The 15,460-nt window shown below is 64.7% G+C and carries 16 protein-coding genes; 9 read left to right on the forward strand and 7 right to left on the reverse strand.

The window, feature by feature from the left end:
* Window positions 1–19: 19 nt before the first annotated feature.
* Complete coding sequence (locus tag OXM57_11200; protein ID MDE0353243.1) at window positions 20–682, reverse strand: antibiotic biosynthesis monooxygenase; 663 nt, start codon at window positions 680–682, stop codon at window positions 20–22.
* A 228-nt stretch (window positions 683–910) separates the two neighbouring features.
* Between OXM57_11200 and OXM57_11205 the strand changes: the two genes are divergently transcribed.
* Together OXM57_11205 and OXM57_11210 are read left to right on the forward strand one after the other, a co-directional pair.
* On the forward strand, window positions 911–2,434 hold the full coding sequence (locus OXM57_11205; protein MDE0353244.1) for an ABC transporter permease subunit: 1,524 nt from the start codon (window positions 911–913) through the stop codon (window positions 2,432–2,434).
* 135 nt (window positions 2,435–2,569) lie between these two features.
* On the forward strand, window positions 2,570–3,715 hold the full coding sequence (locus tag OXM57_11210) for an ABC transporter substrate-binding protein (GenBank protein MDE0353245.1): 1,146 nt from the start codon (window positions 2,570–2,572) through the stop codon (window positions 3,713–3,715).
* Window positions 3,716–3,838: 123 nt separating this feature from the next.
* On the opposite strand, the gene OXM57_11215 is transcribed toward OXM57_11210, so the two are convergent.
* Window positions 3,839–4,657, reverse strand: coding sequence for an ABC transporter ATP-binding protein (locus tag OXM57_11215; protein MDE0353246.1), 819 nt, complete (start codon window positions 4,655–4,657; stop codon window positions 3,839–3,841).
* 111 nt (window positions 4,658–4,768) lie between these two features.
* Window positions 4,769–5,170, reverse strand: coding sequence for a DNA-binding protein (locus OXM57_11220; GenBank protein MDE0353247.1), 402 nt, complete (start codon window positions 5,168–5,170; stop codon window positions 4,769–4,771).
* 145 nt (window positions 5,171–5,315) lie between these two features.
* Between OXM57_11220 and OXM57_11225 the strand changes: the two genes are divergently transcribed.
* Complete coding sequence (locus OXM57_11225; protein ID MDE0353248.1) at window positions 5,316–5,681, forward strand: hypothetical protein; 366 nt, start codon at window positions 5,316–5,318, stop codon at window positions 5,679–5,681.
* A 31-nt stretch (window positions 5,682–5,712) separates the two neighbouring features.
* Window positions 5,713–6,876 carry a mandelate racemase/muconate lactonizing enzyme family protein gene (locus OXM57_11230; GenBank protein MDE0353249.1) on the forward strand — a complete coding sequence of 388 codons (1,164 nt, stop codon included), beginning with the start codon at window positions 5,713–5,715 and terminating at the stop codon, window positions 6,874–6,876.
* 459 nt (window positions 6,877–7,335) lie between these two features.
* Here the strand turns inward: OXM57_11230 and OXM57_11235 are convergent, their stop codons facing one another.
* Together OXM57_11235 and OXM57_11240 are read right to left on the reverse strand one after the other, a co-directional pair.
* A complete protein-coding gene (locus OXM57_11235; protein MDE0353250.1) occupies window positions 7,336–8,286 on the reverse strand; it encodes a 3-hydroxyacyl-CoA dehydrogenase family protein in 951 nt (316 codons plus the stop codon).
* 73 nt (window positions 8,287–8,359) lie between these two features.
* Window positions 8,360–9,136, reverse strand: coding sequence for an SDR family oxidoreductase (locus tag OXM57_11240; protein ID MDE0353251.1), 777 nt, complete (start codon window positions 9,134–9,136; stop codon window positions 8,360–8,362).
* A 165-nt stretch (window positions 9,137–9,301) separates the two neighbouring features.
* On the opposite strand from OXM57_11240, the gene OXM57_11245 reads away from it, so the two are divergent.
* From OXM57_11245 to OXM57_11260, 4 genes are all read left to right on the forward strand, one after another.
* Window positions 9,302–10,207, forward strand: a complete 906-nt coding sequence (locus OXM57_11245; protein ID MDE0353252.1) for an amidohydrolase family protein — start codon at window positions 9,302–9,304, stop codon at window positions 10,205–10,207.
* Window positions 10,208–10,210: 3 nt separating this feature from the next.
* A complete protein-coding gene (locus OXM57_11250) occupies window positions 10,211–11,083 on the forward strand; it encodes an amidohydrolase family protein (GenBank protein MDE0353253.1) in 873 nt (290 codons plus the stop codon).
* A gap of 43 nt (window positions 11,084–11,126) precedes the next feature.
* On the forward strand, window positions 11,127–11,936 hold the full coding sequence (locus tag OXM57_11255) for an SDR family NAD(P)-dependent oxidoreductase (protein MDE0353254.1): 810 nt from the start codon (window positions 11,127–11,129) through the stop codon (window positions 11,934–11,936).
* A gap of 146 nt (window positions 11,937–12,082) precedes the next feature.
* Entirely contained in the window at window positions 12,083–12,694 is a 612-nt protein-coding gene (locus OXM57_11260; protein ID MDE0353255.1) for a hypothetical protein, read from the forward strand.
* Window positions 12,695–12,703: 9 nt separating this feature from the next.
* Here the strand turns inward: OXM57_11260 and OXM57_11265 are convergent, their stop codons facing one another.
* Window positions 12,704–13,120, reverse strand: coding sequence for a TIGR03618 family F420-dependent PPOX class oxidoreductase (locus tag OXM57_11265; protein MDE0353256.1), 417 nt, complete (start codon window positions 13,118–13,120; stop codon window positions 12,704–12,706).
* Between the two features lie 118 nt (window positions 13,121–13,238).
* Between OXM57_11265 and OXM57_11270 the strand changes: the two genes are divergently transcribed.
* Window positions 13,239–14,141 carry an amidohydrolase family protein gene (locus OXM57_11270; GenBank protein ID MDE0353257.1) on the forward strand — a complete coding sequence of 301 codons (903 nt, stop codon included), beginning with the start codon at window positions 13,239–13,241 and terminating at the stop codon, window positions 14,139–14,141.
* Between the two features lie 90 nt (window positions 14,142–14,231).
* Here the strand turns inward: OXM57_11270 and OXM57_11275 are convergent, their stop codons facing one another.
* Entirely contained in the window at window positions 14,232–15,413 is a 1,182-nt protein-coding gene (locus OXM57_11275) for an ABC transporter substrate-binding protein (GenBank protein ID MDE0353258.1), read from the reverse strand.
* Window positions 15,414–15,460 lie beyond the last annotated feature (47 nt).

Genomic DNA, 15,460 nt, shown 5'->3' on the forward strand with positions numbered 1-15,460 from the left:
GAGCTTCCGGCGGGTGGGCTCACCACCCGGTGTCCGGTGGCCAGATGTTCGGTCCGGAGATGGGCCGAGGCGCTCCGTCCGAGTAGTACCCGCCGTATCGATCGAGATGGGCAGCCGTGTAGGGCGCGGCCGCGTGGTCGCCCGCCGCGGCGCCATCGGTGTGGACCCGATAGAGCCAGAACTCGGTGGCGATGTCGAGATTCTGGTTGATGTCGAAACGGAGCAGCCCCTGTTCCGCTGCTGCGGCTGCACGGGCCTGCTCCGTCACCGATCCGATGAAGCCGTCGGTGTCCTCGGGTCGCACGGAGATGCGCGCCTGGTAGACCACCATCCCCCCGGTGGATGGAGGATCTTCGGATCGCTCCCCGGTCGCGTCACGGCGCGCCTTGGCGGTGCTGTCGAGGCTGCGGCACGTTGCCCAGACCAGTTGATCCGCCATTCCATCGGTAGCCGCAAACCAGGCTGCGAAGTGCGCCGACTCGCCGTGGGCTTCGACCGCGCCGTCATCGTCGTAGATCTCGTTGAATCCCACCCTGGCCGGGTCCGTATCGTCACCGAAGATGTCGAAACGGCGGCACCCTGGCTCGGTCGCCACAGACGCACGGGCGTTGGCGATCGACGCCGTCAGGAACCTTTCCAGGTGATCCTGGCGGATGGTGGCCTGAACAGTGATGGTTCTCATGTCGTTCCCGTCGGGTGCGTTACAACGCTAGCGGTCTACCCCTTCCCGCATCGTTGGATTCGGCCGTTCGGCGGCCAGGACCGGCGGGTAAGATTTTTCGAGATGGTATGCCTCCGCAGGCAGACCACTGGCCGGCTCCCGAAGGGACGATGGAATATGGCAACCGGAGGGGCTATCTCCGCAAGGGGAGTATCCGGTTGGCGATCGGCCGCCCTCGGGGTTGCAGGCGTGGGAGTCCTCCTCGCGGGATGGGAGTTGGTCGGCCAATTCGAGGTGTTCGGTAGGGGTTGGCCGCCTTTCACGGATGTTCTCGAGTCTCTCTCCAAGGACAGGGAAATCCTGCGTCGGGCCGCCGCAGGCACGATCCGGGACGCGGTGCGGGGATTCGCCGCCGGGATGGCACTGGGAATCTCTCTGGCCATCATCGGGCTGGTCATCATCCCGCTCCGCCGGGGCATCGGGCGCCTGGCCACCGTTGTCAATTCCATCCCCTGGATCGCCCTGGGCCCGCTCATCGTCATGGTGGTGTCATCGTCGGCGACTCCGGTGGTCTTCGCGAGCCTGGCCGTGTTCTTCTCGAGCTTCATCGCGGTGAGTTCCGGTTTCAACCTCGTGAGCGCATCCCATCAGGACGTGTTCACCGTTCTGGGGGCGTCCAGGACCAGCCGCTTCTGGAGGCTGGAGATACCGGCGGTGCTGCCTTCGATCGTGTACGCGGCCAAGCTCGGCGCTCCCGCCGCCATGTTCGGCGTGGTCTTCGGCGAGTGGTTCGGCACGACCGAGCCAGGATTGGGCCTGGTGATGGTCGTGGCCCTCCAGCAGTTCTTCACCGCCCGGCTCTGGGCCGCCGCAGGGCTGACGGCCTTCATAGCGATCGTGGCTTTCGGCCTCTTCGCCCTGGTGGAAGAACTGGTCCGGCGTCGCGACTTCTCCGTCCGCCAGGACGTGCGGGAACTGGCCGATGCCGGCCGATCGAAGGAGGGGGAGAGGGAGCCCGCTTCCTGGCGCGGCCGGCTGGTGGACATTGCTCTCACGGTGTGGCCCTTCGTCTTGGTCATCGGCTTCTGGCAGTTCGCGGTCACGATCTGGGACGTCAGTCCCATCGTGGCCCCCACCCCCGAATCGGTGGTGAGCGACATCGCCGGAGATCCCGGTACCTACCTCTCGTACACGTTCAACACGCTGCAGATGGCTGCGGTGGGTCTGCTGGTCGGCAGCCTCATCGGGCTGGTGGCGGCACTGGCGAGCTGGCTGTCTCCGGTGCTGAGGGGCATGCTCACCACACCCATGATCATCATGTACTCCGTTCCGCTGGTAGCGACCGTCCCGATCATGGCGAGGGTGATCGGTTACACGCGGACCACGGTTGTGGCGGTTGCCGCCCTGGTCTCGATGTTCCCGACCTTCGTGCTGGTCAGTTCCGGTTTTCGTTCCACACCCCCCGGCGCCGACGATGTGTTCTCCGTCATGGGAGCACGGCGCCGCGCCAGATTGCGTCACCTGGCGTTGCCTTCAGCAGTACCCGACTTCCTCACCGCGCTCCGGCTGAACGGGGCCCTGGCGATCGTCGCCGCGATCTTGGGGGAGTACCTCACCGGCCGCGACGGCCTCGGGTGGCTCTTCGCTCTCTCGTACGGCGGTCTCGAAATGGCTCGGGCCTGGGGCTCCGCGGTGGTAATAGTCGTCCTGTCGGTGGTCGTATACGTCGGCGCCAGCCGGCTCGAGGAGCGCGGGCAGCAGCGGATGCTCTAGGCCGTACCGGCCTCCTGCCGTACTCGGCGCGGACAAAACCAGGTGCATTCCCCGACCAGGGGTGGCAGACTGAAGCACCCGAGGCGAAGTAGGAGGAGACCTTTGCGGTACTCACGTAGATCACGACTAGGCGGGATGATTCTCGTATTGGCCTTGCTGGCGGCCGCGTGCGGAGATGACGAGCCTGCCGCCACGACGGCTGCCCCCGCCACGACCGCCGCGCCCGCAACCACGGTCGCGCCGGATACCACGGCCGCGCCGGATACCACGGCCGCGCCCACCACAACGGCGGCGCCCACCACAACGGCGGCGCCGACCACCGAAGCTCCCATGGAACCGACGGTTATCCGTGTCCGGCTGAACTGGACGGCGGATCCCGGATTCCTCGGGCTGTACATGGCGGACGAATTGGGGTTCTTCACCGAGGAGAACGTGGTGGCCGAGTTCGAGTACGGCGGCCCGAACGTGCCGCATCCCGTCCAGATCCTGGCCGGGGGAGCTGCGGACATCGGCTTCGGCGGTCTGGCCATCATTGCCGATGCAGTGTCACAAGGCGATGAATTCGTGATCTTCGGGACAAGGCTTCAAGAGGGCATCCTGGGGATCAGTTCGCTGGCCTCGGACCCGATCCTGACTGCGAGCGACATATGCGGCAGCAAGATCGGGGCCACCCCCGGTGACATAGTCCAACTCGATGCGCTGCTGACCCTCAACGGGCTGGAGGCCGGGTGTTACGACATGGTCCCGGTTGGTTACGACCCGTCACCGGTCGCTGAAGGCTTGGTGCGTGGCCAGATCAACTACATGAACAGCCACCCCGTCATTCTCGACTTCATGGGCATCGACAACGTGGCCGTGTCCTATGCCGACCTGGGCATGCAGATGTATCACGACCTGGCGTTCGTCAACCGAAGCTTCCTGGACGCCAACCGCGATGCGGTGGTGGGATTCCTGCGGGCGATGATCAAGGGCTGGGAGGCGGCCTTCGCCGATCCGGATGCCGCCATCGACCTCATGATGAACAAGTGGGGAGGGGCCGAGATCGGCATGGACATCTCGTTCCAGCGGCCCGTCCATGACGCTCAGGTACCTCTGATGACGAGCAGCCTCACCGATGAGAAGGGTCTGTTCCAGATGGACTTCGATCTCATGGCGTCCACTATGTGGGACGTCTTGGCCCTGACGGGTATCGAGAACCTTCCCAGTGCCGAGTCGATGATCGACACCAGCCTGCTCGATGATGCGTTCGCCGGCTGCGGAGCCTCGCTCCTGGCCTGCTGATCGCTCCTGTTTCCGGTTCTACGGAAGTGGCGCTCCCCGACCAAGGGGGCGCCACTTCCTTTTGTGGATTATGCGCGGGTGCGACGGATCCGAGGTCTCGGCCTGTCGGTGGGAAGAGAGCCCTCAGGCTCCAGTCGAGTCCAGGGCCAGGGTGAGTTCGTCGGCTATGGCGTGGAACTCCGGTGTGGTTGCCAACTCTCGTGTCCGAGGCCTCTCGAACTCCACTTCCTGCACCAGTTTCACCCGCCCTGGACGCTCGGTCAGAACGATGACCCGGTCGGCGAGGAACAGAGCCTCGTCTACCGAGTGGGTCACCAGAATCGTGGTGTGCTGCTGAGCGGACCAGATCCGCTGCAGTTCCATGTTCATTTGCCGGCGGGTCACTGCATCGAGGGCTCCGAACGGCTCGTCAAGGAGTAGGACTTCGGGGTTCAGGGCGAGGGCGCGGGCGATGGCGACGCGCTGGCGCATCCCGCCGGAGAGCTGTTTCGGCCTCGCCTTCTCGAACCCCGCCATACCGACGAGCGAGATGAGATCGGAGATGCGCTCGCGGTCCGGCTTCATCCCGGCCACGTGGAACGGCAGCGCGATGTTGTCCCACGAACTGAGCCAGGGAAGCAGAGCGTGATCTTGGAAGGCCACGCCTAGGCGATGCGCGGCCGCCAACTCGGCAGGCTGTCGCCCGTTCACGACCACGGTGCCGCCGGAAGGCACTTCCAGCGATCCGACCAGCCGTAGCAAGGTCGACTTACCGCACCCGGAAGGCCCGATGAGCGCAACGAACTCGCCGGCCGCCACGTGGAAGCTGACGTCGGAGACAGCCAGCAACGACTCGCCCCTCCGAAGCTTGAACTCCTTGCTCACATCCCGCAGCGATATGACCGGTGACCCGTCCGCGACCTCTCCGCCCGCGTCACCATCGGCGAAGCTGCGGTCAGTCAATGGCGCCTCCTTACGGGGTTCCGCGGAAACGGAGACTAGTGGAGGGCCGGCTGCGGTGGCACGCCGGTAACGCAGCCAGGTATCGCACTGCGCCTAGAGGCCGGTATCGGATCATAGGGTTCCCCAGAACTCCGGCGGATCGCCCACCAACTCCTGGACGGTGGCTTCCATCGCGAACACCATGGTTCCGGGGTTGATATGGCCCCCGATGGTCCGGCCGGTCGAGTCGGCGAACACGGCGTGTATGTGGACCAGCGGTTGACCCTCATACAGGGAGATGTTTCCCGTTCCGCCCGCAACCTCCAGCTGCTCCTCCCGCACGAAGGTGCGATAGTCGCCGGTGTCGGGGTCGTACCAGGACAGGTCGGCGCGGCTCACCGAGCCGAGAAAGGTGATCGTCGCACCCAGGACGCCGTTGGACCGGGCGAATTCTGTCAACGAGTCCACCAAATCATCCCCCTGGCTCAGGCTCACCAGGTGGACCCTGCCCGGATCGAATTCGAATACCTTCACACCGGCGGGCTCCCATCGGGTGGGCAAGCTGGCAACAACCGCACCCGCCGGAGTCTATAGGGAGGTGCCCCACGGCAGCGCGTCGCGGAATGACCAACCACCGGATTGATAGACTTTCGACCCTGCCAGGCGATTGGAGACCTCGTTGGCGGAGACGACCGAGTTCTTGATAGTGGCGCCGATACTCCCCGGGAAAAGGGAGGCTTGGCGCCGGATGATGCGAGAGGTCACCGGTCCCCGGTACGAGGAGTGGGCCGACCATCACCGGCGGATGGGCGTGGCGCGCGAGGTGGTCTGGGAGCAGCGTCTTCCCGGGATGGATCTGGCCATCGTGGCCATCGACGGCGTCGATCCACAGGACATCCTCGACAAGATGACCGCGTCCGACCACCCCTTCGACATCTGGTTCAGGGACACGATCGTCAGCGTCACCGGTTACTTGGAGAACGCACCGGACGAGATTCCCGCTCCCACCCTCGTGGGCAAGTTCGAGGCCCGGACACAGCAATGATGCTCCGGCCCGGCCTCTGGGCGGTGACCGCATGAAGATATCCCGGATCACGGCCTTCTCGGCCGGCTACATGAAGGTCGATCCGGAGATGCATCGCAGCTTCTCGCTGGTCAAGATCGACACGGACGCGGGGCACGTCGGATGGGGCGAGGCGAGCTCGTCCTACGGGCACTCGTACCCCACGGTCGTGGAGACCATCGTCAATGATGTTCTCGCCGACGTACTCGTCGGCAAGAACCCGCTGGCCATCAGGGCCCGCCTTGCCGAGATGCACCTGTGGCTGGACGGCTACCTCGGATGGGACGGGATCTCGGCCCAGGTCATCGGCGCCATCGAGATAGCTCTCTGGGACATCTTCGGTCAGGAGCACGGTGTCTCCCTCGCGGCAATACTCGGCGCCGGCGTGGACAGTCTGCCCCTGTACGCCACCGGGACGACATCGTTCGAGGTGGACCTCGGCTGGCACGAGACGTACTTCGATGATGTCCTCGAGGTCGGGATCAAAGCCATCAAGGTGCGGCTGGGCAACGACCCGGATCGGGATCTCGAGTTGATCGCCCGGACCAGGAGCGTCATCGGTGACGATTGCCTCCTGATGGCTGACGGCTACTGGACGTACACCCTCCGCGAGGCGATCCGCCTGGCCCGGAGGATGGAACCGTACGACGTGAGCTTCTACGAGGAACCCATTCCCCAGTACATGATCGAGGCGCTCGCCGAGCTCCGGGCCGAGTCACCGGTCCGCATCGCGGTCGGTGAGCGGGTTTTCTCCCTGGCCGGATTCAGGAACGTGGTGCATCATCGCGCCGCGGATGTTCTCCAGCCGGACCCGACGGTTTGCGGCGGCATACTCGCCTGCATGGAGGTGGCGGCCCTGGCGAAGGCACACGATCTCGCCGTGGTCCCCCACATCGGAGGCCTGACCGCTGTAGGAGTGGCGGCGGGTCTTCACCTTGCGGCCGCCATCGAACCCGAGGTGCTCGAGTACGACCCCGATCCCTACCAGCCGCTACGGGACGGTCTGCTGGTCGACCCCATCTTCGGCATGGATCGCGTCGAGAACGGCCGCATGGCGGTCCCCACCGGGCCCGGGCTGGGGATCGAGATCGACGAGGACGTCCTGGCTGCCTACCCATACGAGCGGGGGAGGCTCTATCAAGAGTTGTACCCCGAGCACGGCGCCGGCCGCCTGTAGCCGGGAGCTGGTTCTCGAGTCGCCAAGAAGAACGCGAAAATCGCGACGGCTCGGCCCCACCCGCTGGGCCCTCCCCCTCCGCCACCACCTTGGTGTCGAGCGCGTCCGCTCCTGCCCCGGGTGGGGGCCGCTCGACTAGATGTTCCCTCGCACGGCCCGGTCGACGTCAAAGATGGGCCGCAGGTGCTTTTAACCCGGATTCTTAATTGACACGGGCCGGCTGGCCGACGGCCACCTCAGAGAGAGCCCTTCTCTATCAGCCTCGAGGAAGCGGCCGTCCGAGCATGAAGAATCGGGGTTAACGGTTATCGAACACCATATAGCGAGGGTGTGACAAGAACAACCACCTTGGTCGGGGTGCGAGTCCGGTGGGAGCCGGCGACACGGGAATTCCTCACACCGGCAACGGACACCGGCGGAGTTTCGGCAACAAGGCCGAACTCAGGGTTCGGCACTGTCCTACAGCGGTGAGAAGGCGTCTGCCTCCTCCAGAGCGTCCAGTACGGCCAGGTAGGCCAAGTCCCGCTTGCGCACCACATCTCGCTCGGAGCGGCCGCCGTAGTCGTAGAAGCCCCGGCCCGTCTTCGGTCCGTAGAAACCCTGGTCGACGACCTCTTTGAGGTAGGGGGGCACTTCGAGTCCCATCTCCTCCGTGCCTTCCGCGATCAGGTCGAGTCCGTTGAAGTCCAGGCTCTGGAAGATGCCCACCAGCCCCAGCCGCACGCCGACGCTGGTCTTCATCACGAAGTCGATGTCCTCCAGGGTCGCGGCGCCGTCGTCCATCAGTTCTTCCGCCGCGGCTCCCATCGCCATCATGATCTTGTTGGCGATGAAGCCGATTGCGAACCGCTTCATCACGAGCGGCTGCTTCCCGATCCGCCGGAGCAGGCCGGCGGTCCACTCGAGCGAGCGTCCGGACGAGTCGGGCCCGCCGGCGACCTCCACCAGAGGGACGATGTACGGGGGCATGAACCAGTGGGCACAGACGAACCGCTCGGGTCTGGCGGCCGTCACCTGAGCGAACAGGTCCAGAGCCGAGGTGTTGCTGGCCAGTACCACGTCTGGCGCGGCCGCATCTTCGAACGCGTTGACGACGGCTTGCTTGGCGGCGATGTTCTCGCTGACCACCTCCATCGCGAACTCGGCCCGGGCCGCCGCGTCGGCGAGCGAAGTGGTGGGATGGAGGCGCCCGAGGACTGCAGAAATCTCCGCGGCGTTCAGACGGCCTCCGTCGACCAGCACGCGCAGGTTGGCCTCCACCAACCGGGGGGCACGCGCCAGCGCTGTCTCGTCGAGATCCACCAGGTCCACATCGATCCCGGCCTGGGCGAAGACCTGGGCGATCGAGTGCCCCATCGTCCCGGCGCCCACCACGGTGATTCGCTGTACTTCGTCCGGGCTAGGTCGCATCATCCTCCTAGTGATCTGGCGCGCCACCATAGTTGGGGGCGCAGAATCGCTGCTGGCCCAGGCTGGGCCAGCGTTAGCCGACCAGGGTCTCGAGGTGGCCGTCGATGGGGATGACCGCTCCCGTGATACCGCCGCTCAGAGGGGAGCACAGGTACAGGACCAGATTCGCGATCTCGTCAGGCTCGATGAAGGTCCGCAGGGAGGCTTGCATCTTCCACTCGTCGGACACCTCCTGGAATGGAACGCCCCGCTCGTCGGCCAGATCCTGCATGACCCGGTCGAGCCGGGGACCGGCCACGCCTCCCGGACAGACCGCGTTCACCCGGATGCCGTACGGGCCGAGTTCGGCGGCCCAGGTCTTCGTCAGGCCGAGCAATGCCCACTTGGCCGCCGCGTACGGGCTTCGCAACGGGGAGCCGAAGAGTCCCGAGACCGACGACATGTTGACGATGGCCCCGGTCCCGGCCTCCTTGAGGTGGGGCGCCGCGGCCCGCGTGCTGAGGAAGGCACCATCGAGGTTTCCGCTGATGCAGGCGCGCCAGTCCTGGTAGGTGAGTTCGTCGACCGGGACCGTAGGGCCGCTCGGTCCGGCGTTGTTCACCAAAACGTCAAGGCCTCCGAGTCGCCCGACCGCGTCGTCGAACAGCCTTTCGATGTCTCGTTCCGATCCGACATCGGCCAAGGTGGCCGAGATGCCGGGCACTTCCTCCCGGGCTGCCGCCAACCCGCCGGCATCGATGTCGCAGATGTGCACTCCGGCGCCGGCCTCGACGAACCTCTCGGCCACGGTGCGACCGATCCCGGTAGCCGCGCCGGTAATGACAACCCTCGAGCCCGACAACCCCATCATTCCAAGTCCTCCTGTATGGCGCGGGAGACAGAGGATGCCCGAGAACTTCCCGTGAGATCCAGCCGGCGCCAGCCTACATCCGGGGCGATGGGCGGGCACGCCGGGGCCGCCCTGTACAATGACCCGCCGACCGCCGGATCGAACTATCCACGATGGGAGGCCCAGTTGGTCAGCGTCGACTGTCATCTGCACCTCGGCGTGGTCCCGGACCACATACCCGAGTGGTGGTTGACCGAGATGTACCGACCGTACGGGGGTGGAGCTCTCGCCAACTATGACGGGCAGTGGATCGTCGACCTCCTGGATCGTTCCGGAGTCGATGTCGGTCTGGTCCAGGGTGGAGACATGCGGCGCACGACCTACCATCCGGAACATCCCACCGAACACGAAGTCTTCGTTCCCAACGACTACACGGCGGAGCAGGTTGCCCTCTTCCCGGACCGGTTGAAGGGAGTGGCCGTCATCGACCCGATCCGGGACATGGGCGCAGCCCTGGAGGAACTGGACCGGTGCGTCAACGAGTTGGACTTCCGCGCCCTCAAGCTGCTCGGTTCCTACCTTCACTTCTCGCCCAACGACCCGAGCCTGGATCCGATCTACGAGAAGTGCATCGAGTTGGGTATACCCGCCCACTTCTTCACCGGATGGACGCCGATCATCATGGCCAGGCTCGAAAACGCCGATCCGGTGCAACTCGACGAGGTCGGTCGTCGCTTCCGCGACCTCAAAGTGATCATCTCGATGGCCGATCCCTGGATCGACCAGTGCATCCTGCTGGTGGCGAAACACCCCAACTTCCACGGCGACATGTATCACTACGCCGAACTCGGGCCCGAGCCTCTGTTCGAGACCCTGGACCGGTTCCGGTCGCTGTCGGCGCTCGACCGGGTGCTGTACGGATCCAATAACAGCGACAAGGTGCGGGTCGGCCGGGAGGAAGCCACGGTGCCTGACGTGTATCGCAGCGTGAACCGGGTTGCCCGGGAGAGGGGGGCCGAGCCGTTCACGGACGAGGAGATGGCGGCGATTCTCGGCGGTAACGCAGCGCGCCTGTACGGATTGGGGGACTGACCAATGGTAACGATCGATTGTCACCTGCATGTGACCGAGGTGCCCGAGCATGCTCCCGAGTGGTGGGTACGGGAGATGTACGCGCCATGGGGATGGGACGTCGGTTCCGTAGACGGTTCAGACATCGTCGAACACCTGGATGCCACCGGATTCGATATCGGCATGATCCAGGGTGGAGATATCCGCCGCACGACCTACCACCCCGATCATCCTGCCGACCACCGCGTCTTCGTTCCCAACGACTACGTCGCTCACCAGGTCGCCCGGTCCGGGGGCCGACTCTATGGCGTCGCGGCGATGGATCCGCTCCGGGACATCCCGGCGGCGGTGCTCGAGCTGGAGAGATGCGTCAAGGAACTGGATTTCCGGCTGCTCAAGCTCGTCCCGACCTATCACCACTACGCCCCGAATGACCGGCGGCTGGACCCGCTCTACGAGAAGTGTCTCGAGTTGGACATACCGGTGATGATCCACACCGGATGGACGGCCACCATCAACTCGGCGATGGAGTTCCAGGACCCGATCCAGTTGGACGACGTCGGGCGTCGCTACCGGGATCTGAAGGTCATCGTGGCGCATCTCGGTTACCCGTGGGTGGACGAAGGGGTGGCGGTGGTCGCCAAACACCCCAACTTCTACGCCGAGATGGCGGGATGGACCGCCTGGGGACCCGAGGTCCTGGCCGGCGCGCTTGTGAAGCTCAAGGAACTCGGCGCTATCGACCGGGTCGTCTTCGGATCCGACAACACCGACGCCAGGGATCTCTACCGCGACGCTCGCCGGATCGCACGCGAACAGGGCACCGAGATCACCGATGAGGAGATGGCCGGGATCATGGGCGGTACGGCGGCGGAACTGTTCCGGATCACCGCGTAGCGGCGTTCTCTGGCTCGCGCCGGATCCGGCCAAGGAAGTGGATGTGGCCATCGCGGACATGAGCGACCGGACGATCGGAGATCTCGTCTCTCTCCGTGGGCGCACCGCGGTGGTCACGGGAGCAGGTCGGGGCATCGGTTACGCGATCGCTCGGCGGTTCGTCGAGGCCGGAGCCCGGGTGATCGTCGCCGACATCGACCGGGAACGCGCCTCGGAGGCGGTCAAGAGCCTCGATACCGATAGTGCCGTCGCAGCCGGCGTTGACGTCACCGACCGGCGGTCGATCGCCGCCCTGGCTGATCTCGCCGTCGCCCGGACGGGCGGGATCGACGTGTGGGTCAACAACGCGGGCATCTACCCGGATGATGCCCTGTTCGACATCGATGATGACCAGTGGGATCGCGTCCTCGACGTCAACCTGCCGGGTACCTACCTGGGCGCCCGGGAGGCGGCCACCCGGATGATCGCCCGGCGGATGGGCGGCGTCATCATCAACATCTCGACGGCGCCCGCGTACGTCAGGGAAGGCGCTCCGCACTATGTCGCCTCCAAACTGGGTGTGGTGGCCCTCACTAGGAGGATGGCGGCGGGACTGGGTGCGCACGGGATCCGGGTGCTGGCGCTGGCCCCCACCGTGATCCTCACCCCGGGCATGGAGGAGTCAGCGGAGCAGGGGGGCTGGGAACTCGGGGACCTGGCCGAGCAGATGAGTCTGGAGTTGCCGCTCGGCCGCGCCGGCGTTCCCGACGATGTTGCCCGGGTTGCGTTGTTCTGCGCTTCCGACTTGGCGGCGTTCATGACCGGCTGCGAGGTCCGTGTCGACGGTGGCGACAAGTACGGCGGGCAGACCTAGCGAGGTTCCGGAAAGAGGTGGGATCGGGGGCTAGCCGTCAGTGGGGGTCATGTAACGTTGGTTCCGCGGGGTGCCGGTAAGCCCAATGGGAGGATCAGTTGACGAGCCCTAGAGTCTCCAGGAATAGGTGGGTATTTGGGATAAGTTTGACAGGCGGACTTGTCCAGCTCGGTCTGGGCGTATCGGTGATCCTCGACGTAAGCAGAGCTACGAACGAGTTGCGTAGTAGGTGGTTCAGCGGCGAAGCCTTTCAGACGGAGGACGCGTCGCTGTATCTCTCCGGAAATCGAGATGCGATTCTAGACGGCTGTTTCTGGTGTCCCTATAAGGAAATTTATCTGTGGGGCGTATGGCTTGTAGTGATGGGTTTGTGGCTCGCAATTCAACGCAATACTTGGGACTGGTGGATAGCCGCATGGGGGCTGTTTCTAGGATTTGACAGCATGAGCGACACGTTAAGCGGCCTTTTGCTTATATGGGTCTTTCGAGTTGACTTGTTTGATTATGGTTCTCTTAGGACGATTTCCAACTTTCTATTTACCACATCGTTTTCTAACATCATCAGCTTGATTGCTTCAGGTCTATTAGGGGTTGGAGTGTGGCTGATAGCTCGACGCTTCTTTTTGGTCAAGGGATCGCCGCCTGCGGACGCTGACACGACCGTACCTGACTTACAATCGCCGCCGGCGCCGGAGGGTGCTCCGGTCCCCAGCGGCGAGCCGATGAACCCGGCCCCGGTTTCTCCAGAGGATGGCTGAGAACCGGCTTCAGTGATGCTCGTCAGCGAAGTCCCATGCGCGCAGTGCGCCGGGTTCGAGCCGGACAAGAACGCCCGGGGGTAGTCCGGCCAGGTAGTCGTCTACTTCCGCTGCGGCGACGTAGCGCTCGACGATCCGGCGGTCGACTTCGGGACTCTGGTGCAACAGCCGAGCGGAACCGCGTATCTCCAGGCCCCGCATGGGCGGTTCGGCCTCCGCCACCACGACCGACGCCCGCGGGTCACGCCTCAGGTGCCTCGCCTTCACGTCGTTGCGGCCGATAGCGATGTTGAACCCGCCGTGCCGCCACTCGAACCACACGGGCGACAGCAGGACCAGACCGTCCCGGCGGTAGGTCGCGAGCGTCGCCAGGAGCGGGCGATCGAGCATGTCACCCAAGTCCTCGGCGGCAAGACCGGTTCGCATGGCCGGATTCTATGCCACGCGCCGGCCAGGCCTGATCTATGCCGGTCGGCCTCTCTAGTACTGTGCCGGATCAAGCCACCCAGCGCGGAGGGCAGGCAACCGACTACTAGGAGCGACCATGGTTACCGTCGACTGCCATCACTACATCGGATTGACGCCGAGCCAGGTTCCGAAGTGGTGGATGGAGGAGATGTACCTGCCATACGGAGGCACGGGCGTCTCCCGGTATGGTCAGGACATCGTGGACATGATCGACGATGCCGGAATCGACATCGCGATCGTGCAGGGCGGCGATATCCGGCGTACCACCTCGCATCCGGATCATCCCGGCGACCACGGGGTGTACATCCCGAACGAGTGGATCGCCGAAGAGGTGGCGAAGCACCCGGGCCGGCTCCTCGGCCAAGTTGCGGTCGATCCGTTGCGCGATCCGCAGGACGCCTTGGCCGAAACCGAGTACTTCATCAAGGAGCACGGGTTCGTGGCCCTCGCGCTCAAGACCGCCTACCACGACCACGCCATCAACGACCGCCGGGTGTATCCCTTCTATGAGAAGTGCATAGAGCTCGACGTTCCCGTGGACCTTTTCACGGGGTGGACGCCGATCATCAACGCTCCGATGAAGTACTCGAATCCAATCCTCCTCGACGACGTGGGCAGGGAGCTCCGCGACCTGAAGGTCGTCTTCTACCTGGCCTTTCCATGGATCGATGAGGGAATCGCCGTTGCTGCCCGCCATCCGAACTTCTACATGGACCTAGCGTGGTTCGGAGGGGGGAGCGCCGAGCAACTCTACGACGCGCTGCTGAAGATCAAGGACTTCGGCTGCATCGACCGGGCCTTGTACGGATCGGACGGGAACGACAAGATCAGGATCGGTAAGAACGTGGCGACCGTTCCCGAGCTGTTCTACGCCGTGAACGAGGTCGCCGCGAGGCGGGGCACGGCCGAAATCTCAGACGACGAGATGGAAGCCATCATGGGGGGCACCGCCAACCGACTCTACAAGCTCGGACTCTAGATCCGACCCAGCCGGGCGCTGGCAGGTGCCGAAAAGAGGCGCTGCCCCTCCTCTCGGAGAGGCAGCGCTCTATCCGGCGAGGATTCGCTTCTAACAGTCCAGCAGCGAGGATCCGCAGCCCTCGTAGGCGGACTCGAGAATCGAGATGTCGTAGACGTCGGCGGCGTCCGGTACGGATTCGAGCCCGGTAGCCGTCAGCACGTAACCGTTCTGGATGTTCTGGATCTGGTCGAGATCGAACCAGAACAGGCCCTTCTCATCGGTGAGGGGGCTGGTCATCAGGGGTATCTGTGCTTCATGGATCGGGAACTGGTCCTCGAGAACCAGGCCGAGATCGACCCCGCCCCACGTGTTCATAACCAGGTCTATGGCGTGGGCAGGATCGTTGAAGGCGTACTCCCAGCCCCTGATGTTGGCCCGGAGGAAGCCCACGATCGCTTCGCGATTGTTGTCCATGAACTCTGTCGTCGTGAAGAACAGGTCCTGGTAGGCGGGCAGACCCATCTCGCTGAACGTCCAGCTGACGTTGCAGATCCCCTGCGCGTTCAGCGGGAGGGGATGGCTGTTGACCCAGATCAGCATGCCGTCGACCGTTCCGTCGACCACCGGCGACATGTCCCAGCCGGCCGGAATCAGCTCGTAGGTGCCGGGCTCCAGCCCGTTGGCGGTCAGCAACGCATCGATCAGGAATCCGTCGGTGGTGCCGCCTGCGATCTTCTTTCCGGCGATGTCGGCCGGCGAGTTGATCGGGTTGTCGCAGAGCGAGCCGATGCCGGTCGGGTCGGACTGCATCCTGACGCCGAACACGACGAAGTCCGCTCCCTCGGACATGGCCAGAGCGAGCGAGAACGGATCGGTGACGCCGATATCGGCAGCTCCACCCGCAACCACCTGGGTCGAGTTGGGCACGTTCGGGCCACCGTGCTCGATCGTAACGTGGATGTTCTCGTCGTCGAAGAATCCTTGCTCCACGGCCTCGTAGAGCCCCATGAAGCCGGGATCGGCGATCCAGCTCAGCCGCAGTCTTATGTCGGTCGGCTCGGCAGGAGCGGGTGCCGCGGTGGTCGTCGGGGCGGCCGTGGTGGTCGTAGCTGCCGCAGTGGTCTCGGTCATCTCGGCCTCGGTCGTGGTCGGCGCGGCCGTAGTGGTCGGCGCGGCCGTGGCCTGCGTTGCCTGCGTCTCGGCAGGCTCGTCGTCTCCGCAGGCGACCGCCAAGAGCGCGAGGAGCGCCACTACCGATATCCATTTGACCCGCTTCCTCTGGATGATCATGCGTCCTCCTCCTGGTAGTCGCACTCCGACTTTTCGCTAGCTCATTC

It is taken from the genome of bacterium (genome assembly GCA_028820935.1).
In the GTDB taxonomy this organism is placed as follows: domain Bacteria; phylum Actinomycetota; class Acidimicrobiia; order Spongiisociales; family Spongiisociaceae; genus Spongiisocius.